19 protein-coding genes are annotated in these 20,593 nt (G+C 64.2%); 14 read left to right on the top strand and 5 right to left on the bottom strand.

The features are described from left to right. Positions 1 to 102 precede the first annotated feature (102 nt). The 3 genes from ACSVHC_RS21310 (at position 103) to ACSVHC_RS21300 (ending at position 2,980) form a co-directional block, all read left to right on the top strand. Positions 103 to 1,995 (top strand): transketolase, encoded by a 1,893-nt coding sequence (locus ACSVHC_RS21310; protein WP_437770122.1) that lies wholly within the window; start codon positions 103 to 105, stop codon positions 1,993 to 1,995. Between the two features lie 182 nt (positions 1,996 to 2,177). Beyond that, the gene (locus ACSVHC_RS21305) at positions 2,178 to 2,426 is read left to right on the top strand and encodes a hypothetical protein (RefSeq protein WP_439181284.1); all 249 of its coding nucleotides are present in this window, start codon (positions 2,178 to 2,180) and stop codon (positions 2,424 to 2,426) included. A 206-nt stretch (positions 2,427 to 2,632) separates the two neighbouring features. Beyond that, positions 2,633 to 2,980 (top strand): YegP family protein, encoded by a 348-nt coding sequence (locus ACSVHC_RS21300; RefSeq protein ID WP_437770124.1) that lies wholly within the window; start codon positions 2,633 to 2,635, stop codon positions 2,978 to 2,980. 139 nt (positions 2,981 to 3,119) lie between these two features. Here the strand turns inward: ACSVHC_RS21300 and ligD are convergent, their stop codons facing one another. Continuing rightward, on the bottom strand, positions 3,120 to 4,142 hold the full coding sequence (ligD, locus tag ACSVHC_RS21295) for a non-homologous end-joining DNA ligase (RefSeq protein ID WP_437770125.1): 1,023 nt from the start codon (positions 4,140 to 4,142) through the stop codon (positions 3,120 to 3,122). A 64-nt stretch (positions 4,143 to 4,206) separates the two neighbouring features. Then, positions 4,207 to 6,033, bottom strand: coding sequence for a gamma-glutamyltransferase (gene ggt, locus ACSVHC_RS21290; RefSeq protein WP_439181283.1), 1,827 nt, complete (start codon positions 6,031 to 6,033; stop codon positions 4,207 to 4,209). A 178-nt stretch (positions 6,034 to 6,211) separates the two neighbouring features. Between ggt and ACSVHC_RS21285 the strand changes: the two genes are divergently transcribed. The 10 genes from ACSVHC_RS21285 to ACSVHC_RS21240 all read left to right on the top strand — a co-directional run bounded on the left by ACSVHC_RS21285 (position 6,212) and on the right by ACSVHC_RS21240 (position 17,456). Then, a complete protein-coding gene (locus ACSVHC_RS21285) occupies positions 6,212 to 7,201 on the top strand; it encodes a LacI family DNA-binding transcriptional regulator (protein WP_345450711.1) in 990 nt (329 codons plus the stop codon). Between the two features lie 2 nt (positions 7,202 to 7,203). Continuing rightward, positions 7,204 to 8,184, top strand: coding sequence for a 2-hydroxyacid dehydrogenase (locus ACSVHC_RS21280; RefSeq protein WP_345450713.1), 981 nt, complete (start codon positions 7,204 to 7,206; stop codon positions 8,182 to 8,184). Further along, entirely contained in the window at positions 8,181 to 9,398 is a 1,218-nt protein-coding gene (gene manD, locus ACSVHC_RS21275) for a D-mannonate dehydratase ManD (protein ID WP_437770127.1), read from the top strand. Before ACSVHC_RS21280 ends, manD begins: the two co-directional genes overlap by 4 nt. A 3-nt stretch (positions 9,399 to 9,401) precedes the next feature. Next, entirely contained in the window at positions 9,402 to 10,931 is a 1,530-nt protein-coding gene (locus ACSVHC_RS21270) for a mannitol dehydrogenase family protein (RefSeq protein WP_437770128.1), read from the top strand. Beyond that, positions 10,928 to 11,980, top strand: a complete 1,053-nt coding sequence (locus ACSVHC_RS21265; protein ID WP_439181282.1) for an NAD(P)-dependent alcohol dehydrogenase — start codon at positions 10,928 to 10,930, stop codon at positions 11,978 to 11,980. The genes ACSVHC_RS21270 and ACSVHC_RS21265 overlap by 4 nt, the downstream gene beginning before the upstream one ends. A gap of 48 nt (positions 11,981 to 12,028) precedes the next feature. Then, positions 12,029 to 13,405 (top strand): MFS transporter, encoded by a 1,377-nt coding sequence (locus ACSVHC_RS21260; protein ID WP_437770130.1) that lies wholly within the window; start codon positions 12,029 to 12,031, stop codon positions 13,403 to 13,405. 77 nt (positions 13,406 to 13,482) lie between these two features. Beyond that, positions 13,483 to 14,157, top strand: a complete 675-nt coding sequence (locus ACSVHC_RS21255; protein ID WP_437770131.1) for a bifunctional 4-hydroxy-2-oxoglutarate aldolase/2-dehydro-3-deoxy-phosphogluconate aldolase — start codon at positions 13,483 to 13,485, stop codon at positions 14,155 to 14,157. Continuing rightward, complete coding sequence (locus ACSVHC_RS21250) at positions 14,154 to 15,107, top strand: sugar kinase (RefSeq protein ID WP_439181281.1); 954 nt, start codon at positions 14,154 to 14,156, stop codon at positions 15,105 to 15,107. The genes ACSVHC_RS21255 and ACSVHC_RS21250 overlap by 4 nt, the downstream gene beginning before the upstream one ends. After that, positions 15,104 to 16,105 (top strand): DUF4862 family protein, encoded by a 1,002-nt coding sequence (locus tag ACSVHC_RS21245; protein WP_437770133.1) that lies wholly within the window; start codon positions 15,104 to 15,106, stop codon positions 16,103 to 16,105. Before ACSVHC_RS21250 ends, ACSVHC_RS21245 begins: the two co-directional genes overlap by 4 nt. Positions 16,106 to 16,214: 109 nt before the next feature. After that, the gene (locus ACSVHC_RS21240) at positions 16,215 to 17,456 is read left to right on the top strand and encodes a serine/threonine-protein kinase (RefSeq protein ID WP_437770134.1); all 1,242 of its coding nucleotides are present in this window, start codon (positions 16,215 to 16,217) and stop codon (positions 17,454 to 17,456) included. Positions 17,457 to 17,556: 100 nt separating this feature from the next. Here the strand turns inward: ACSVHC_RS21240 and ACSVHC_RS21235 are convergent, their stop codons facing one another. After that, positions 17,557 to 17,814: a DUF6458 family protein gene (locus tag ACSVHC_RS21235; RefSeq protein ID WP_078107972.1), complete on the bottom strand. Its 258-nt coding sequence runs from the start codon at positions 17,812 to 17,814 to the stop codon at positions 17,557 to 17,559. Between the two features lie 224 nt (positions 17,815 to 18,038). Between ACSVHC_RS21235 and ACSVHC_RS21230 the strand changes: the two genes are divergently transcribed. Further along, positions 18,039 to 18,191, top strand: coding sequence for a YegP family protein (locus tag ACSVHC_RS21230; RefSeq protein WP_439181280.1), 153 nt, complete (start codon positions 18,039 to 18,041; stop codon positions 18,189 to 18,191). A 247-nt stretch (positions 18,192 to 18,438) separates the two neighbouring features. Here ACSVHC_RS21230 and ACSVHC_RS21225 read toward each other — a convergent pair whose 3' ends face one another. Next, positions 18,439 to 18,891: a cytidine/deoxycytidylate deaminase family protein gene (locus tag ACSVHC_RS21225; RefSeq protein WP_437770136.1), complete on the bottom strand. Its 453-nt coding sequence runs from the start codon at positions 18,889 to 18,891 to the stop codon at positions 18,439 to 18,441. Positions 18,892 to 18,895: 4 nt separating this feature from the next. Further along, on the bottom strand, positions 18,896 to 20,200 hold the full coding sequence (locus ACSVHC_RS21220) for an MFS transporter (protein ID WP_437770137.1): 1,305 nt from the start codon (positions 20,198 to 20,200) through the stop codon (positions 18,896 to 18,898). Positions 20,201 to 20,593: the final 393 nt, after the last annotated feature.

The following is a 20,593-nucleotide window of genomic DNA, read 5'->3' as shown; positions in this document are numbered from 1 at the left end:
CCTCTCCGCCTTCGCGCCCCTTGGGAGAGCCGCCACTCACGATCTTGTAGGCCCGACATGAAGTGCAGGCCGCCCGCTCAGAGCGTATGAAAGGCAACTGAGATGTCGAACGATCCAGAAATGCGGCCTGCACTGATGCAAGCCGAAGAAGCGGACTCCATCCGGGCTCTGGCGACGCAATTGCGTGTGGACTCCATCAGGTGCAGCACCAACGCCGGCTCGGGTCATCCCACGTCGTCGTTGTCGGCCGCGGATCTCATGGCGGTCCTCCTCACCAGGCACCTTCGCTACGACTGGGAACACCCGGCTTTGCCGAACAACGACCACCTGATCTTCTCCAAGGGACATGCTTCACCGCTTCTGTACTCCATGTATCGGGCCGTGGGCGTGGTGGAGGAAGAGGAACTGCTGAACACCTATCGTCAGTTCGGTGCCCGTCTTCAGGGCCACCCGACGCCGGTGCTGCCTTGGGTGGATGTGGCGACCGGCTCGCTGGGACAAGGGCTGCCGGTCGCCGTCGGGGTGAGCCTCGCGGGACGGTACCTGGACAAACTTCCCTTCCACACCTGGGTGTTGTGCGGAGACAGCGAGCTGGCTGAAGGGTCCATCTGGGAGGCCCTCGACAAGGCGGCCTACTACAAGCTCTGCAACCTCACCGCCGTCGTCGACGTCAACCGGCTCGGTCAGGACGGCCCGACCGAACTGCAGTGGGACATGGACGCCTACGCCAGGCGGGTAGAAGCCTTCGGGGCCCGGGCCCTCATCATCGACGGCCATGACCTCAGCCAGATAGACGACGCGCTGAGCCGGGCCCGCAGCGACCACGATCAGCCGACGGTGATCCTGGCCAAGACGATCAAGGGCAAAGGGGTAGCTGAGATCGAAGACCAGAACGGCTGGCACGGCAAAGCGCTCCCGGCGGACATGGCCGAGAAAGCCATAGCATCCCTTGGTGGACCGAGCAGCGTCCACGTGACCACCAGACCTCCGGAGCCCGGCACTCCAGCAATCACGCCGGAAACTCACGCCGCCGTAACACTTCCGGATTGGAAGGTTGGCGACAAAGTGGCGACCAGGGCCGCCTTTGGCGCCGCCGTATCCGCGCTTGCGGTCCGCCCCGAAGTGGTGGTCCTTGACGGCGAAGTGGGGAATTCGACCCACGCCGGAGACTTCAAGGAGGTGGCTCCTGAGCGGTATTTCGAAATCTTCATTGCCGAGCAGCAACTCGTCGCCGCAACCATCGGCCTCTCGGTCCGTGGCTACGTGGCCTTCGCCTCAAGTTTCGCGGCTTTCCTGATTTCGCGGCCATTCGACTTTATCCGCATGGCCGGAGTCTCAGAAGTGGACATCCGGCTCGTCGGCACGCACGCCGGCGTTGAAATCGGGCAAGATGGTCCTTCGCAAATGGCCCTGGAGGACATAGCAGCCATGAGGGCAGTGCACAGTTCCACGGTGCTCTATCCGGCCGACGCCCCTTCGACGGCGCAGCTCGTGAGCACCATGGCGGACACGCCCGGAATCTCCTATCTGCGCGCCACCCGGGGAGCTTATCCCGTGATTTACGGTCCGGACGAACACTTCCCCCTTGGCGGAAGCAAGGTCCACGGCGCCGGCCCCGACGACCAGGTTGCCCTCATCGGCGCCGGCGTCACGCTCCACGAATGCCTCGCTGCCGCCGAGGAACTGGCCCAGTCGGGAATCAAAGCCCGCGTCATCGACCTCTACTCCATCAAGCCGGTCGACGTCGACACCCTGCGCCGGACGTGCCTCGAAACCGACGGCCGGATTGTTGTCGCAGAAGACCACTACGCACAAGGCGGGATCGGCTCGGCCGTGCTCGAAGCGCTCGCGAGTGCCAACACGCCCAAACTCCATTTGGCGCTGCTTGCGGTAAGGGAACTTCCTGGCTCGGGCGAACCCAAGGACTTGCTCAACGCCGCAGGTATTTCCGCACGCCACATCGCTGCCGCCGCCCGTGACTTGGTCATGGACTGAGGCCGCAACGGCGCGACGGCGCCGCCTTGGGGTTTGCGTCACAATCTGTCGTTTCCAAGCCATATTCGTCGTTCTGAGCATTTAGCGGTGAACAACCCGGGCGCCCTCATTACTATCTAGTGGATGGGGGCGAATTCCGGACCTAGCTGGGAGTTGCCGGGATGAAATATCAGGAGCTGGCATTGTCGGAACCTTTGGAGTCTGAAGACCCGCTCGTCGAGCCGGAACCGGTTCTGGTTCCCGGGGACGACAGGGACACCCTGGCCGCCCTGCGTGGGCAAGCGCAGGAGATCATCGACGAAGTCCTCGGCGGAACCGAACCGAGCGGTGAGCACCTACGGGCAAAGCTCAGGTCCAGCATTGCCCGGCACCCGGGATTCCCGGAGCTAGCGCTGCTCGAGCACTTGATGAACCGGGCGAGTGGCAACTGACCCACCCCGCGGTTGCACACGTTTTACACAGGGTTTACCCACGCGGTCTTGTTAGCCTCAACACAGTCATCACAGACTGAATATCACGTGAAAAACGATTCACGGTGGTTGTTCAACCAGAGCAGCGGACGAGGAATGCAGTGATGCTCCGTCCCGGGCGGTAGTGAAGTCGCTACTGAGCGGGATCCGCAGACCGGGAGGTAGCAGTGGCCGGCATATTCGAAGTGTTTGTTGACGGGGAGTCCTTTTTCAGGTTCCGCCTCAAATCACCTGACGGAACGGTCATCGCTGTTTCGACGCCGTTCGAGGACAAGCCCGCGGTTGTCGCCGGAATCGCCGCTGCACGGGAGTGCGCGGGCATGGGATTGGTCACCGACCTGTGCCCGGCGGCGGGCGTACGCGAACGGGCCGCGACCGTTCGCCCGAGCGCTATCCCTCACAATGTGGGTTCCCAGCCATGTGACGAACCTCGCCAGGCATCCGACGGATTCCGCACCCGCGCCAAAGAACTCCGGCGTGCGGCAACCGCGCCCAGATGGACCGGCGCGGCGTAAAACCTCGACAACGTCAGGACCGACGGCGCACTGGGGGACTCACCTGGGTCTCAGCAGGCAAGATGCGCCGCCGGCCGTTTTGGTCCAGCCCTCATTCTTCCACTCATTGTCTGTCGAGGCCACCTTCCCGGCCTATCAGTCAGTCCTGCTTGCGTGCTCGACTTGGCTGTACACGCGGTGGTTCTCCAGGCATCTTCGGGTAGTCGGGCGGGAACGGCAGCTCCCCGAGCCCGGCTCCGACGTCGCGTTCCCACCATTGAAGCAGGACGTCAATTTTGCCTGCTTTGGAGTTCATGTCATCCCAAGGGTCTCCTACGGATTTCAGCCTGCCTGGCACGCTAAGGATGGTGAACTTTTTCGGGTCAGCAGTTTCCAGTTCGTCCCACGTGATCGGACAAGAGACCGGGGCATGGGCAAGCGCCCTCGGGCTATACGCGCCGGCTATGGTGCGGTCGCGGTTGGCTTGGTTGAAATCGACGAATACCCGTTCACCCCGTTCTTCCTTCCACCAGGCAGTGGTGACCTTGTCCGGCATTCGGCGCTCGAGCTCCCGGGCGGCTGCAATCACGGCATGCCGTACGTCCAAGAACTCATGCGAAGGCTCGATCGGGGCATAGACGTGGAGCCCGCGGTTTCCGGAGGTCTTGATAAAAGTGGTCAATCCCGCCTCCGCGAGTACGCCTTTCAGCTCAAGGGCCGCGGGAATCGCGTCATCGAAATCTGTTCCGGGCTGCGGGTCCAGGTCGATCCGCAACTGGTCGGGGTTGTCGGTGTTTTCGGCTCGTGACGGCCAAGGATGAAAGACCACCGTGTTCATCTGGACGGCCCACACTGCCGCGGCTGGCTCGTCGAGGACCAATTGGGGATGCGAGCGCGCACTCGGATAGATCACCCTTACCGACCGGATAAAGTCCGGGGTTCCTTTCGGCGGATTCTTGGAGAAGAACTGTTCTCCGTCGATGCTGTCCGAAAAGCGCTGCAGCGAGACCGGCCGGTCACCGTTCGCGGCTATGAATGCTTCCCCGACATCAACGATATAGCGCGCGAGATCCAGCTTGGTGAGGCCCAATTCCGGCCAGAGAACCCGGCTCGGACTGGAGATCCGCATTTCCCGGGAACCGTTCGGCCCATCAACGGTGAGGGTGGTTGCTTCGGTAGCCATGGGGACAAGCTACCCCGGCCCTACCCTCGGTGTCAGCAGCCTGAATGGATTCCGCATTCATCGGTCATCGCGACGGTTTGAGAACCATCGCCGACCCTCCTCCGCGCCGCACTGGCTCTGCGGCAGCGATCATGAGCCCGCCCGGCCTGAATTCGATCGCGGTTGCGGCACCGATCTCCGCCGCCGAAGTGAAAGCGTCGCCGGATGGCGTGAACTGGTGGCCATATGGCGTGAGTTGGTTCCCGTACGCCGTGATGAACTCCGGTTCGGCCGTCACTTTGGCGGTGTTACGTTGAGAGGCGCGCGGGGCAGCGATCGCGTCGGAGATGCTCATGCCCAGGTCCACCCGGTTCAAGATGGTCTGCAGCACCGTGGTGATGATCGTCGATCCGCCGGGCGAGCCGAGAGCGAGGAACGGCTTGCCCTCCTTGAGGATGATGGTCGGGGACATCGAAGAGCGTGGGCGCTTGCCGGGATCGATTCGGTTGGGGTCGCTCGCGCTGTATACGGCCGAGAAATCGGTCATCTCGTTGTTCAGCAGGAACCCGCGTCCCGGCACCACGATGCCTGAGCCGCCGGTCTGCTCGATCGTGAGCGTGTATTCGACCACGTTCCCCCACCGGTCGGCGACTGTCATGTTGGTCGTCGAGATGTTTTCGGTGTCCTTCTCGTTGGCGGGTGCGGCCGCGGAAGCCGGGCACACGCCGTCGAACGTGGAGACATCTCCCGGCGCGACGGGCTTCATGACCGCGTGCAGTGGGTCGATCTTGCAGGCGCGCTCCTTGCCGAACAGCGGGTCAGTGAGCGCGGCGGTGGGAACATCGACGAACGCAGGGTCGCCCACGTACTTTCCACGGTCGGCGAAGGCGAGCGCGCTCGCCTCGAGGTAGTGGTGAAGAGCAGCTGGCTTGGACATCTCAGAAAGGTTGACGGTGTCCAGGATGTTTAGCGCCTCGCCTACCGTGGTACCCCCGCTGCTCGACGGCGCCATGCCGTAGACGTCGAGGCCGCGGTAGTCGACGTGGGTGGGCGCTTGGTCCAGGGGCTCGTATGCCGCGAGGTCGGCTGTGGTCATGTGCCCCACGGGGATGGGCAGCGTGGTGGTCGCGGTCTTGGGCGGGGCTTGGACGGTTGCTGCGATCTCGGCTGCGAGCGGACCGCTGTAAAAGGCCTGTGTGCCCTGCTTCGCGAGGAGCCGGTAGGTCGCGGCGAGGTCGTGGTTCTGGAAGATGCTGCCGACGGCGGGGGCGTCCCCTCCCGGTAGGTACAGATTGCTGGTGGAGCTGAACGCCGCGAAGCGGAGCTTGTTGTCTAGTGTCTGTTGGCGGAAAGTCGGGTCGACGACGAAGCCGCGGGTCGCGACCTTGATGGCAGGCTGGAGGGCGTCGCCAAGACTCAACGTCCCCCAGCGTTCGAGTGCGCGCTCCCAGGTGGCCGCCGTGCCGGGGACGCCTACAGAGACCCCGCTGGTGACGACTTCGGGGGTGAAGTTGTACGGCTTCCCTGTGGCGGGATCGATGAACGCGTCATGCGGCATCGCCGCCGGGGCGGTCTCGCGCCCGTCGATGGTGCCGATCTTTCCGGTCTTCGCGTCGTAGAACACGAAGTATCCGCCACCGCCGATCCCGGCACTGTACGGTTCGGTCACGCCCAGCGTCGCGGCGGCGGCGACGGCGGCGTCTGCTGCGTTGCCGCCCTTGCGGAGAACCTCGATGGCGGCAGCGGATGCTTCAGGGTCTACGGTGCTGACCGCGCCGCCGTATCCGGTGGCGGTGGCGGTCTTTTCAGTCTGGCGCGGATCGGCAAAGGCGGGGTTGGCGACGGCGCCGCTCGTCACGCTCAGCGCGAGTACTGCCGTCATGGTGGCCAGTCGAAGTCTGCGATGTGACATGGTCGCTCCTCAAATGGTGGTGCGAGATGGGTGGGGCCACCCTACTCCGCGGCTACGCGAGGCTCAACGGGTCCAGCAAACCCGGCAGCCCCAACAACCTCGTGCAAATCATTGACAAACTTGTACAAGTCTTTCCATACTTGCAGGACAAGGTTTCAACGAAGCAACTGGAGGACAGATGTCGGCAAAACTCACGGATGTCGCAAAGCTGGCAGGGGTGTCCCTGGCAACGGCGTCGCGGGCATTCGGAGACCCCGGCCGCCTGGCAGCCGAAACGCGGCAGAAGGTCATGGCCGCGGCCGAACAATTGGGTTACGACGTGCCCGGAGTAACTGGCAGCCGGACGTTCGGCGTCATCGTCCCGGACATTTCTAATGCGGTGTTCGCCGCCCTCATCAAGGCCATCCAGGACCAGGCCTGGCACGGCCGCCACCGGATGGTCCTCGCCGACACCTCCGAATCGTCCTCACGGGAACAGGCACACCTCGAATCCTTCGCCACGGGCGTGGACGGCATTATCCTCTGCTCGCCCCGCCTGCCTTCCGAGCAGATTCACCATCTCGCGGGTAGCGCGCCGCTCGTAGTCATCAATGGAGAGGCGGAGCACGCCGCACGGGTGCTCATGGAGGCCGGCGAGGGAATCCGCCAAGCCGTCGAGCATCTCTACGCCCTCGGCCACCGCAAGCTCGCCTACATTCCCGGGCCCGCGTCGTCATGGGCCAACGGCCAACGCCGTGCAGCGATCACCCGCTTCTGCGCCGACTGGGGCATCGAACTCGTCACCGTGGGGAACCAGAATGCAACCGTCGACGGCGGACTGGCCGCAGCAGCGTCGGTGGTCGCCAGCGGCGCCACCGCAGTGATTGCATACAACGATCTGGTCGCCATCGGCATGCTCGCCGGCGCCCGGACCCTCGGCTACCACTGCCCGGAGGACATCAGCGTTGTCGGTATCGACGACCTCGACATTGCCGCCGCGGCAGAACCCGGACTCACCTCTGTCCGGGTACCCATTGACCGAAGCGGCGCCCTCAGCCTTGAGCTCCTCCTCGAGCAGATGGCCGGAAAGCCCACAGCAACGGAAGCCGTCCACCTCAGTTCACAACTCATCGTGCGTGGCTCCACCTTTGCTGCGCGCACCGCAGAGCAAGCCCTCCAGGGAAAGTAACCATGAGAATCGTCATCGCAGACCCCAACCTGATGCCCCACCGCTCCACTTTCGAGGCCGCGCTCCCCGAGGGCGCCCTTACCTCCTGGCACGACAGCTGGAGCGAGCATGCAGTACTCACCGACCTCAAAGATGCCGACGTCTACGTCGGGCCACGCTTCACCGAGGCCATGGGCGCGGCCGCCGGCAATCTGCGGCTTGTGCACGTTGGCGGTGCCGGCTACGACGGCATCGACGCCTCCGCTTTGCCCGTCGGTGCGGTCTGCGCGAACACCTTCCACCACGAAAGTTCCATTGCCGAACATATCGCCACCGTTTTGGTGGCGCTCCGCCGCAACTTGCTTGGCCAGGACGCGGCACTTCGGAGCGGCGTCTGGTCTTCGTCTGTCTATTCCTCAGGGATCCGCCAGCCGGAAACACTCCGCGGTGCCGTGGTCACATTCCTCGGATTCGGGCACATCGGCGGCGCCGCATGGTCGCTCCTCAAGGCCTTCGGCGCCGAAGGTATCGCTATCACCCGCAGCGGCAGCGTGGACGCAAAGGCCAACTCCCTGCGCTGGGCAGGCACCACCGAACGCCTCGGCGAGGCGCTCAGTGAATCGGACATCCTGGTGGTCAGCATCCCGCTCTCGGAGCAAACCACCGGCATCATCGGCGCGGCAGAACTCGACGACCTCGGGCCGGACGGCTTGCTCGTCAACATTGCCCGCGGACCCGTCGTCGACGAAGCCGCACTCTACGAAGCCCTGAAAGACCGGCGGATCGCGGGGGCCGCGATCGACGTCTGGTACCAATACCCGGGAACTGACGGCCGCGGCGAACCGTCCACCCTCCCGTTCGGCCGGCTGGACAACATCATCATGACCCCGCACTCCTCCGGCGTCACCGCAGAGACTTTCCGCAGCCGCGCACTCGAGATCGCCGAAAACATCACCCGTCTTTCCACAAACCAGCCGCTTAAGAATGTAGTGATTTCCCGATGACCCGAAAAATCGTCGACGTCGACGTCCTGGTAACCAGCCCGAGCCGCAACTTCGTCACCCTCAAGATCACCACCGACGACGGCATCGTCGGTTGGGGTGACGCCACACTGAACGGCCGCGAACTCTCCGTCGCGAGCTACCTCCGCGATCACCTCGGCCCGGCCCTGCTCGGCAGGGACGCGGACCGCATCGAAGACACCTGGCAATACTCTTATAAAGGCGCGTACTGGCGGCGCGGGCCGGTGACCATGGCCGCGATCGGCGCCATCGACCTCGCCCTCTGGGACATCAAAGGCAAGGCCCTCGGTGTTCCCGTCTACCAGCTCCTGGGCGGCGCAGCCCGCGACAAGATCCTCACGTACACGCACGCCACCGGCTGGGACCTGCCCGAACTGTTGGACTCGATTGACCAGCGCCGTGAACAAGGCTTCCGCGCCGTCCGCGCCCAGTCCGGCGTCCCCGGGCTCGACAAGGTTTACGGCGTCACCAAGGGTGCCGCGAGCTACGAACCCGCCGGTCGCGGTGCCGGACCTGTCGAAGAAGACTGGGACACCGGCGCCTACCTGCGCCACGCACCAAAGATCCTCAGCGCAGTCCGTGAGCACGTCGGCCCCGAGCTCAAGCTCCTCCACGACGTCCACCACCGCCTCAACCCCACCGAGGCAGCCCGTCTGGCCCGCTCCTTGGAAGACGTGGACCTCTTCTGGCTCGAAGACGTCACCCCCGCGGAGAACCAGCGTTTGCTCCGCACGCTGCGCCAGCAGTCCACCATTCCTTTGGCCATCGGCGAAGTCTTCAACACCGTCTGGGATGCCGAGTTGCTCATCACTGAACGGCTCATCGACTACATCCGCACCGCCGTCGTACATGCCGGAGGCATCTCCCACGTCCGGAAGATCCTGGCCTTCGCTGAGGTGTACCAAATCAAGGGCGCACCCCACGGCCCGTCCGATGTCTCCCCCATCAACCTGTCCGCATCGCTGCACCTCGGCCTGGCCACGAGCAACTTCGCCATCCAGGAATACATGGGCTACGACCCCAAGGTGTCCGAGGTCTTCCAATCCAGTTTCCGTTTCGAAGACGGTTACCTGCACCCTGGCGAAGAGCCCGGTCTGGGCGTCCAGGTAGACGAAGATGCCGCAGCGCGCTTCCCGTACAAGCAGGCCTATCTGCCCATCGCCCGGGAGCTCGACGGCTCCATGAAGGACTGGTGACCCATGGCCACGCCACGCCTCCCCCAGCTGAACGCCGAAACACCCGGAGTCCTGCGCCGAACCGTCGCCCCCGCACCCGCACCCGGCATCGTGCACCTCGGCTTCGGAAACTTCCATCGCGCGCACCAAGCGGTCTATACGGATGCCGCCGTCGCGGCGCAGGGCGGCGACTGGGGAATCATTGGGATTTCCAGCCGTTCCTCAACCATCACCGATGCCATGCACGCCCAGGACATGCTCTACACCGTCGTCGAAATCTCGCCCGACGGATCCAAGTTCTCGACCCCGCGCGTGCATACGGACGCCTTTGTCGCGGCACAGGAACCACAACGCGTCGTGGCCGCCATTGGCGCCGAGACCACGCGCATCGTATCCCTGACGGTCACCGAAAACGGCTACACCTACAGCCCCGCGACTGGCTCCTTGAACGTTGCCGATCCTGACGTCCGGCACGACCTCGCGAACAGCTCAGTCCCCCGGACGCCGATCGGGCAGATCGTCCGCGGACTCCAGCAGCGGGCGCGCACCCATGGCAAAGCAGTGACGGTCCTCAGCTGCGACAACCTCGCGGACAACGGGCACCACACCCAACGCCTGGTACGCGAATTCGCATCACTGCTCCCGGCCGGCGAGGCCGCCGAGACGGTCCAGTGGATCGATGCCAACGTCACCTTCCCCTCGTCCATGGTGGACCGGATCGTACCCGCCACGACGGACCACTACCGCAGCCTCGTCGCCGAGCAACTCGGCTACGCTGACCAGATCCCCGTGCCAGCCGAGCCCTTCACAATGTGGATCCTGGAGGACAACTTCATAGCGGGCCGCCCGGCCTGGGAGGCTGCGGGGGCTATCTTTACTGACGACGTCGCGGCGTATGAGCAGCTCAAGGTCCGGCTCCTGAACGGCACCCACTCGCTGATCGCCTACCTCGGAGCCCTGTCCGGTGCAGCCACCATTCCGGCCGCCACGGACATGGCCTACATTGAAACCGCCGCGCGCCGCGTACTCCGTGATGAGTACCTGCCGAGCGTGACGGTGCCCGCCGCCGTCGACGTCGACGCTTACGAGGAGCAACTCTTCTCGCGTTGGCGCAACTCGGCACTAGGGCACCGGACCAGCCAGGTGGGCAGCGATGGCTCCGTCAAACTCCGCCAGCGGATCCCGACTCCTGCCTTGGAAATGCTCGACACCGGTGCGATGCCCCACTACCTCGCGCTCACCGTCGCCGCGTACCTGTCGTGCATCGCGCCCCTTCAGGGATTCGACCCCGGCAACCACGCCAACGAGATGCAAGATCCCGCCCGGGAAACACTCCAGGAGCTCGCAACGGGATCCACGTCCGGAAGGGACCTCGCAGCCAAGGTACTCGGCGAACACCATCTTCTCGGCGACGAACTCGCGACTCGTGAAGACTTCATCCGCCGCACTGGTGAGCTGATCGACATCATCCACCGGCACGGCCCGCTCGCCGCCGCAAGCGCGGCCGCCGAGTCAACCTCACTTCTTCCCGCACAGACCCGGAGCATCCGATGACCACCCAAGCAATCCGCCGCGCCGACGGATCCTCCGTGCCGCTGACCACTGAAGCGGCCGTCCTCCACGGAGCGGGCGACATCCGCATCGAACACAAACCCCTGAAGACCCTCGGACCGAACGATGTCCTCGTCGAGATGCGCTCGGGCGGCATCTGCGGCTCGGACATGCACTATTTCGCCGACGGCCGCAACGGCACCAACGTCCTTCGCCACCCCACGGTTCTCGGCCATGAAGGTGCGGGCGTCGTCATCGCCCGCGGTGAGGCGGCCAGCATCGCCGCGGGCACCGCCGTCGTGATGGAACCCGCGCTGCCGTGCCGGAACTGCCCCACGTGCCTCTCCGGACGCTACAACCTCTGCCCGACGGGGACGTGCTTCGGATCCCCGCCCACCGACGGGCTGTTCGCCCGCCACGTGGTGGTGCCCGAAGCGGCGCTTCACGTTCTTCCGGACGGCATCCCTGCCGAGGTCGGGGCAGCGATCGAACCGCTTGCCGTCGCCGTCTGGGCGGTTGAACGCGCCCACGTGCAGGCCGGACACCGGGTGCTGATCACGGGCGCAGGGCCGATCGGCCTGCTCGTGGCGCAAGTGGCGGCCTCCCGCGGCGCGTCAGAGATCGTCGTGACCGACGTCAACGACGACCGCCTGGCTGTTGCCGCCCGGTTCGGCGCCACCCGGACCATCAACACCTCGGTGTCGCCCTTGGATCTGAAAGACATGGATTGCCTGATCGAATGCTCAGGCAACACCCGCGCACTGGCCGACGGCATCCTGACACTCGCCCCGGCCGCCCGGGCAACCGTCGTCGGCCAGGCCCGCCCCACCGTCGACGGGATCCCGCTCGGTTTCCTGCAACGCTTTGAAATCGACCTGGTGACCGCGTTCCGGTACGCCAACGCCTTCCCGACGGCGATCCAGCTCGCCTCCTCAGGGGTAGTGGACCTCCGGTCAATCATCACCGCAACATTTCCCCTCGCCAACGCGGCGGCCGCACTCACGGCCCCCGTGACAGACCCCACCAACCTCAAGGTCCTCATCACCTACTGACTCGGCCCAAGTACGGGCCAGCGGACATCCATTCAAAGGAGTATGGAAATGACCACAGCAGCAAACCTCCCGCCCACGCCGGTGGACCAAAGCAAAGTCCGGAAGGCAGCCATCGCCGGACTCATCGGCACCACGCTTGAACTGTACGATTTCGTCATCTACGGCACAGCGTCGGCACTCGTCTTCAGCAAGCTCTTCTTCCCCAACATTTCGCCCGCGGCGGCGCTGCTGGCCAGTTTCAGCACCTTCGCCGTCGGATTCCTGTTCAGGCCCCTCGGCGGGATCTTCTTCTCCCATTTCGGCGATCGACTCGGCCGCAAGTGGGTCCTGGTAGTCACCCTGCTGCTCATGGGAGGAGCGACGCTGGCAATCGGGCTCCTGCCGACCTTCGGCCAGGTAGGTCTCCTTGCCCCGATCCTGCTGTGTGTCTGCCGCGCTGCCCAGGGCTTCGGCGCCGGAGCGGAGCAATCGGGCGGCGCAACGCTGCTCACCGAATCCGCCGCGCCTGGAACCCGAGGCAAGCTGGCGTCCCTCATCATGGTCGGCGCCGCCGCCGGAACGGCGCTCGGAGCACTCGTGTGGATCGCAGCCCAGTCGCTGGCACCCAACGACATGCTCACGTGGGGCTGGAGGCTCGTCTTCTTCTCCAGCATCTTCGTCACCATCGCCGCGCTGGTCATCCGACGCAAGCTGGACGAATCGCCGGTCTTCGAAGAGATCAAGCAGGCCCGCACGGAACCTCCGGCACCCCTGCGGGAAGTTGCCAAATACGGCAAGGCCAACGTCCTGCGCGTCATCCTGATGAACCTCGGCGTCAGCACCCAGTCCTACACCATCCAGGTGTTCATGGCCTCGTACCTCATTACCGTGATCGGAACGGACCCGAAGTTCATTCCTCCCGTGCTCCTTATCGGTTCGCTCTGTGGCGGAGTCGCGGCGGTGTCCTTCGGAATCCTTTCCGACAAGATTGGACGCCGACGCGTGGTCTCACTCATCACCGGGGCACTCATCCTCTTCCCTGCCCCCGCGTTCCTGCTGCTGACCACGGGCTCGCCGGTAGCCATCGTATTGGTGATCGTGGTCGGATTCGTCCTGGCATGCCAAGGCGTTGTGGGCGTGCACATGAGCTATTTCCCTGAAATCTTCGGCAGCCGTTACCGCTACGCAGGTGTCACCTTGGGGCGCGAGTTCTCGTCCATCATCGGCGGAGGCATCGCTCCCATGATCTGCGCGGCGCTGCTGGGGATGTTCAGCAACTCGTGGATCCCCGTGGCGATCTACATGTCCCTGACCATGCTCATCAGCTTCATCGCGACCCGCATGTCACCGGAAACCCTCAACCGCGATTTGACCGACCCTGAGGATGCAGCACACGGCAAAAGCGGGGTTGTCACGGTGACCTCCGAAGCGCAGCACGTCCAGTAGCACCCGAAGGGCTCCCGACGGCCGCGAGTGCCGCCGTCGGGAGCCCCCGCCAACCAACCACCGTACGAAGGACATCTATGTTCCGTCCCGAAACCCCGGGCACCGACTCCCGCGCAGCCCCGTCCGCCATACTCCGCGACTCCAGGGTCGTTGCAGTGCTGAGGGCCCGGCACGCGAAGGACTACGCCCCCGTCATCGAGGCCCTCCGGGAAGGCGGTGTGTTCAGTATCGAGCTGACCCTGAGCACGCCGGGAGTATTCGAGGAACTTCCCCTGCTCCGGGAGCGGTTCGGCGAATCCGTGGAAATCGGCGTCGGCACGGTGACGACGGCTGCCGAGGCGGAAACGGCACTCGACCTGGGCGCCGCGTACGTCGTTACGCCCGTCACCGAACCGGACGTCATCACCGCCTGCACCCGACGCGGGGTGCCCGTCTTTCCTGGCGGGCTCACCCCCACCGAGCTCCACACCGGTTGGAAGCTGGGCGCCACAGCCGTCAAGGTCTTCCCCGCCTCCACGGTCGGGCCCGGCTACATATCGCAACTCCGCGGCCCCTTCCCCGACATTCAGGTGGTCCCTTCCGGCGGTGTCAATATCGAAGACGTGCCGGCATGGATTCGTGCAGGAGCATTGGCAGTCAGTCTCGGAGGACCGCTCCTCGGCGACGCCTTCAAAGGCGGGAGCCTGGCTGAACTGACCGCACGGGCCCGACGGGTCCGAAACTTCGTTGATGAGGCACGTGAATCCCTATGAGTCACGGAACATATGTCGTCACCCTTGGGGAAACCATGGCGCTCATGGCTTCGGACAAGGCCGGCCCGCTTGCCCATGCGTCCACCATGAGCCTCGGCATCGGAGGCTCTGAGTCCAATGTTGCCATCGGCCTGCAACGTTTGGGTGTCCAGGCCGTCTGGTGCGGCCGGATCGGCGCGGATTCCCTCGGCCAGCTTGTAGCACGGGAGATCCGCGCTGAGGGCGTGGATGTCCGCGCCATAGTCGACGACGACGCGCCCACGGGTCTGATGATCAAGGAACGTCGGACCCCCACAGCCCAGAAAGTTGCGTATTACCGTTCCGGCAGTGCAGGCTCACGGATTGTCCCCGACGACGTCGACGAACGGCTGATTGCCGGGGCCGCCCTGCTCCACGTCAGCGGAATCACCCCGGCGCTTTCTCCGCAAGCCGCTTCCACCCTTCAGTACGCTATCGCCGCGGCCAAATCATCCGGTGTTCCGGTCTCTTTCGACCTGAATTACCGTAGTAAGCTCTGGAGCACCGAGGCCGCCGGAAGCGCCTACCGCGAAATTATCCCGGACGTCGACATCGTTTTCGCCGGTCTCGAAGAGGCCGAACTCGCAGTCGGGACAGTCCGCGACGCCGAGGAGGCCGCCAGACGCATCGCGGCCATGGGGCCCAGCCAAGTGCTTATCAAGTTGGGCGCAGACGGCGCCTTGGCATTCGTCGACGGCAAGGTCTTCAGACAGGGCGCACTGGTCATCGATGCCCTCGATACCGTGGGTGCCGGAGACGCGTTCGTCGCGGGCTACCTGGCCGAATTCGTCGGAGGCTTGGAGGCTGAGGAGCGTCTTCAGACAGCCGTCAGCACAGGTGCTTTTGTGTGCCTCGTCCCCGGCGACTGGGAGGGGCTCCCCCGGCGCGATGAACTGCCGCTCCTCGGGAACCATGAACCGGTCAGTCGATGAGCAAATTCTTCATAGGGGCCTATGCGGCAGCACCAAGCTTGAACGGTTGGGATCCGTCGGCTGAAGGCAAGTTCCTCAAATCTGTCTTGGAACTGGACGGCGTTGCCGGCCTCGAAGTCCCCTTCGCGGGGAAGCTGCACAAGGACGACGAATCCTGGTTATTGCGGCAGCTGCCAGAGCAAGCAGACTTCATCGTGACCACCATTCCCGGGACCATGGCCCGCCTTGGCTCAGACCCCGGCTTCGGCCTGGCCTCAACTTCCAATGCCGGGCGCAAGGCGGCAATCGACTTCATTCGAGAGGCGCTGAACGCCGCCGGAAGGCTCAACGAGAGCCTTGCCCGAGCCGCGGTTGTTGCCGTTGAGATCCATTCAGCGCCTTGGGCAGATGGACAGGCGGCTTCTGCGGCCGCCTTGGCCGACTCGCTGAAGGAAATTTCTGACTGGCAGTGGAACGGTGCGCGGATTGTGCTTGAGCACTGTGATGCATTTGTCCCTGGGCAAGTGCCTTCCAAAGGATTTCTCCCGCTCCACGTTGAAGCGGAAACAGTGCACGGGGTAAACGAGTCAAGCGGCCGATCCATGGGCATTGCCGTCAACTGGGGGCGGTCCGTGATTGAGCAACGCAACCCGGATGCCGCTCTGGAGCACATCGACTTCCTTCGCGGGAATGACCTGCTCGGAGGGTTTGTGCTCTCAGGCTGCGCAGCGGTTGATACCCGGTACGGTGCGGCCTGGGCCGATGTGCACGTACCTCCTGCGCCTCCAACCTCGCTGCCCGCCCGTCCGGACGTCGAATCGCCTGGGGACCTGGATGTCCTCGAGTCGGGGTCCCTCTTGACGGCTAACCGCATTGAGGAATGCCTGCGCGCGGCGGGTCCGGCGTCCGGCAAGGATTTTCGGGGAATCAAAGTTGCCGCCCCTCCGCACGCAACAGTGGAGCAGCGCGTGGCAGTCATCTCGAAAACGCTCGATCTGGCCCGCGCTGCCGAACAGTAACCTTCCCCTAGGGCCGGACGATTACCCCAGAGGGGACGAATGTCCATGGCCCGGCAAGGGGGCCTAGACTGTACGGGCTCCGTCGGTTCGAAGAAAGCGAGGTGAAACCGTGCCTGATGGCCTTATTGCTGGAGACAGCGATGCCCTTGTAGCTGGTCGGTACCGGTTGGGAACCTTGATCGGCCGCGGCGCCACCGCGTCGGTGTACCGGGCGCAAGATGAGAGGCTAGGCCGCGACGTGGCGCTGAAGCTCTTTTCTCCCCTGCTCGGCGGGCCGGACGAGCTTGCCCGGCATGAAAACGAGATGCGGCTCCTGGCGACTTTCAATCATCCCTCACTCGTCACTCTCTTCGACGCCGGTACCGACGATCGGGACCCAGAGCATGCCCGGACATTCCTCGCCATGGAACTGATTCACGGTCCGGACCTGTATGCCGGATTGCGGGGCCGACCGCTGTCGCCCCGGGACGTAGCCCATATAGGAGCGGATCTGGCTTCGGCCCTGGACTACGTCCATGGGCGCGGGATCATCCACCGCGATATCAAACCCGCGAATGTCCTCCTGCCTGATACCCCTGTAGGATCCCCCATCCGGCCCAAGCTCACAGACTTCGGGATCGCCCGCATCATGGAGGGAACGCGCCTGACCGCAACAGGCACGATGGTGGGAACCGCAGCATACCTGAGCCCGGAACAGGCCACCGGCTCTGTCCTCGGACCGTCAAGCGATATCTACTCCCTCGGACTCCTCCTCCTCGAATGCCTGACCGGAAAGCTCGAATACCCGGGAACCAGCGTGGAGTCGGCCGTCGCGAGGCTCCACCGCCCACCCCGTGTACCGGAGGCCCTGGGGGCGCGCTGGGTTGACCTCCTCACCGCCATGACATTGACTGAACCTTCTGCGCGGCCTGGCGCACTAGAGGTTGAGCAAGCACTTCGGAGTGCCTTCGGTTCCGGCGTCCCAGCGGCGATACCCGCTGGCGCCAACGGAGCCACGCAGGCTCTTCCCCGCATGCCCGACCGCCCGCCCCGCACCGCCAAGGCAACCATCCAGATGCGGGTGCAGCCCGAGGCAACGGCGAGGCGAGGGAAGCCCGTAAGCCGCGCGCGCAGATCGGCGTTAGCTGTCGCCGCCGCACTTCTGGCCGCCGCCCTGGTGATCGTTGGCGTGAGCGCCTTCCAGTCGCCTGCTCCCGCGGCCCCGGACCCGTCCGTCTCGGCAACGCCCACGCCCAACACCCCTACGCCGACGCCCTCACCGAGCATTGAGCCATCCACGCCGGCTGCGCCTGTTCCGGTGGCACCGGCACCGGGACATCACAAGAGCAACGGCAAGGGAAGTGGCGGTTAGGAACCGGCGCCTGTTCCTGGCCTGAGCTGCCACAAGCCGTCCGGGTGCATCGAAAAGGGGAGGGCCGGCACGCCGACCCTCCCCTTTGTTCCTGCTGTTGCTAGATTCCGCCGTCGCGGGTGTCCCGGGTCACGATGCGGTCCCCCGTGACCGGGTCAACTGTGGCGCGGCTTTCGCTGATTCGGCGGGTCCGGCGCGGGCCGAACACGAAAAGGGAAACGATCAAGCCGATGACGCCAACGACCATCAGGATGTAGCCGACCATATGGAGGTCGATGAAAGACACGACATCTCCGGGGATGGCGAAGGCCAGAATGGCGCCTATCGCGATAAGGAAGATGGATGATCCGATACCCACTGCTGTACCTCCTGCTGAACCGCGGACCCGGCGGTGGCGGGTATTACTAAGGTTACTTTGCATCGCCAAAGCTACACGTCAGCACTGCATCCGGCAACCACATTCCGCTCGGATCGCGGCATCCGAGCGGCATATCGGCTAAAACACTAAGGGTGCTTTGCTTTTTGGTGGCCGCCGGGTACGGTCAATGAAGGACGATATGTCTCTATTGGGGAGGTCAGCCAATGGCTGGGAAGTTTGAACTGTTTGTCGATGCCCGGGAACGCTACAGGTTCCGGCTGAAGGCAGCAGACGGGACCGTCATGGCGGTCTCGAAGGATTTTGAGACCAAACGCGCCGCAGTTGTGGGAATCCGCGAAGTGCGGGAATGGGACTGATCACGGACCTGTGTCCGAGCCAGCCGGCCGCATCAGGGGCGGCACCGGAAGCCTCCTCCCCTGCCTTGGCCGAGGCCGGGCCTCCCCGGGGCCGGAATTGGCTTGGCCGAACGTCTATCGTTCGCAAGCGCGGCCACAAAGCACTGACGTCCAAGAGATGGCTTGACCGGGTCGAATAGTACCGGTCGAATAGCACCGAACTGAAGAAATGGCCGGGACTCATGAGTCCCGGCCATTTCCATTGCATTCAGTAGGACGTCATGGCTTCCGGCGGTTGGGTGGTCCATTCGGTCTCGGTGGCCCGCATCCAGGGATACGGCAGGAGTTCCTCCAAGCCGACGCTTCCAACCTCTCCCCCGGCATCAACCAGGACAGTTGCCTCGGGCCCATAGTTCCGCAGCAGTTCCCGGCAAACGCCGCAAGGATTGGTGACCTGGGGTTCGCCGTGTGGGTCCATGCTCACTGCGACGGACGACCGGATCGAGGCTTCCTGCGCGATGCGGGCATTCGCGAGGGCACTGGATTCGGCGCACACGTTGATTCGTTTCGAGCCGATGTGAAGGCCCAGGTAGATCGTCCCTGACTCGCCCCGCATGGCCGCGGCCACCCGGTGGTTCTCGCCGTGGTGAGCCGTGAGAAGCAGCTGACGGGCCGCGGTGTAGAGCTCCACATCGGACTCGCTGAGGTCAAACGAGATCATATTCCTAGCTCCCAATGAAAATTCCGTTCTTCCGCCGGGCGAGCACGTAGAACACAATGCTCAACACGGACAGCACGGCGACATAAACCGGGAAGATCCACGATGCATTCATGGACTGGAGCCAGACCAGGAGGTAGGAGGCCGTGCCGCCGAAGATGGCGACGCCGATTCCGTAACCGAGGGAAGTTCCGGCGCCGCGGCAGGCCTTGGGCATCAGGGAACTCGTGACGACGTTGTAAAGGGTCATGTTCAGGACCAGAACAACCGAGCCGCCGAGGAGGACCGCGGCGAATCCGCCGATGCCCGGACGGACGTACATGAGCATCAGGAAGACCGAAGGAATGGACAGCGCGCGGGTGATCAGGAACCACTTGGAAATGGACTTGCCATCGGCGAACTTGCCGACCACCAGGCTGCCGACTACCAGCACGACGCCAAGAATGGTGGTGAGGGCGAAGACAGCCGTGGCGTCTTCCTTAAAGCCGCTGCGAGCCGCGGTGGGCAGTCCCGTATTCCAGGCGTAGTTGTAGGCTTGCGCCGCCCCAACGACGAAGGTGATGGCCAGCACGCTCAGCCAATGCTTGCGCACCCCGCCCCAAACAGCTTTCGAGGAGTTCTCCGCAAGCTCCTCGGGCCGCATGGTTTCCGGAAGGGTCCGGCGAAGGTAGACCACGACAAAGCCGAAGATTGCCCCCACGATGAAGGGAACGCGCCAACCCCAGTCGGCCATGACGGTCCCGCTCAGCATCAGGCTGCACAGGTAGCTGACCAGCGAGGCGAGGAGGATGCCCGAGTTGACGAAGAAGGAAATGATGCCTGCGACGAACCCTTCGCGCCCCGCGGGAACCAGTTCGACGGCGTGTGCGGTGGAAAGCGGAGCTTCAACACCGGTGGAGATGCCCTGCACGATGCGGCAGATCAGGAGGATGACGCCGGCAGCGCCACCGATCTGCTGGTAGGTCGGGCATAGGGCGATGATCAGCGTGGTGACTGCCATCATCATGATGGACCAGAGCATCACTTTTCGACGGCCGATTCTGTCGGCGAAGGTACCGAGCAGGACGCCACCGAGCGGACGGAACGCGAAGCCGACGGCGAAGACCGCCAAGGCGTTAAGGGTTGCGGCGGTGGGGTCCTGCGAGGGGAAGAACTTTGGCCCGATGAAGGCCGACAGGAGTCCGAAGACCATCCAGTCGTACCATTCAAGGGTGTTCCCGAGTCCGAGGCCCAGCAGCCCGCGGCGGATTTCCGGAGAGAGCCGGGATTTCCGGGCGCTCTCCGGGCCATTCTTGACGACAGTGTCAGTCATGATTCTTTCCTTCCTCCGCACCTTCGCGGTGCGTGAGGGTACGGATCACCGTTGCCACCCAGGGGGTATGGACGGTGATCGAAACTATCATTTTGGCTTGGTCCGGCGGGGCCGAACCAGCTCACCTCATGGGAAGCGAGTTAGCCCAGATAGCTACGCGTGCCTCTTCGTAGCGCTTTGAAGCAAACGGGGACATCCAGTCCGGTAAGGGGAGCGTGGATGGCTTGCTTGGATGCCGCAGGATCAGTAGGGAAACACGAGGGTGGACGTGGGGCTGGGCTGGGCCTTCCGCCAGAAGGCTGAAGCGCCCGCGTCTGTCGATCGTGTTGCAAACTTCCCCACGTGATGCGACTCACTTAACTATATTGAAGATATTCACCAGGTCAATGCTTT

The sequence above is a fragment of the Arthrobacter sp. KNU-44 genome, assembly GCF_051843155.1.
In the GTDB taxonomy this organism is placed as follows: Bacteria; Actinomycetota; Actinomycetes; order Actinomycetales; family Micrococcaceae; genus Arthrobacter.
The sequence above is the reverse complement of the archived record's forward strand: the minus strand, read 5'-3'. Positions and strand labels throughout refer to the sequence as shown.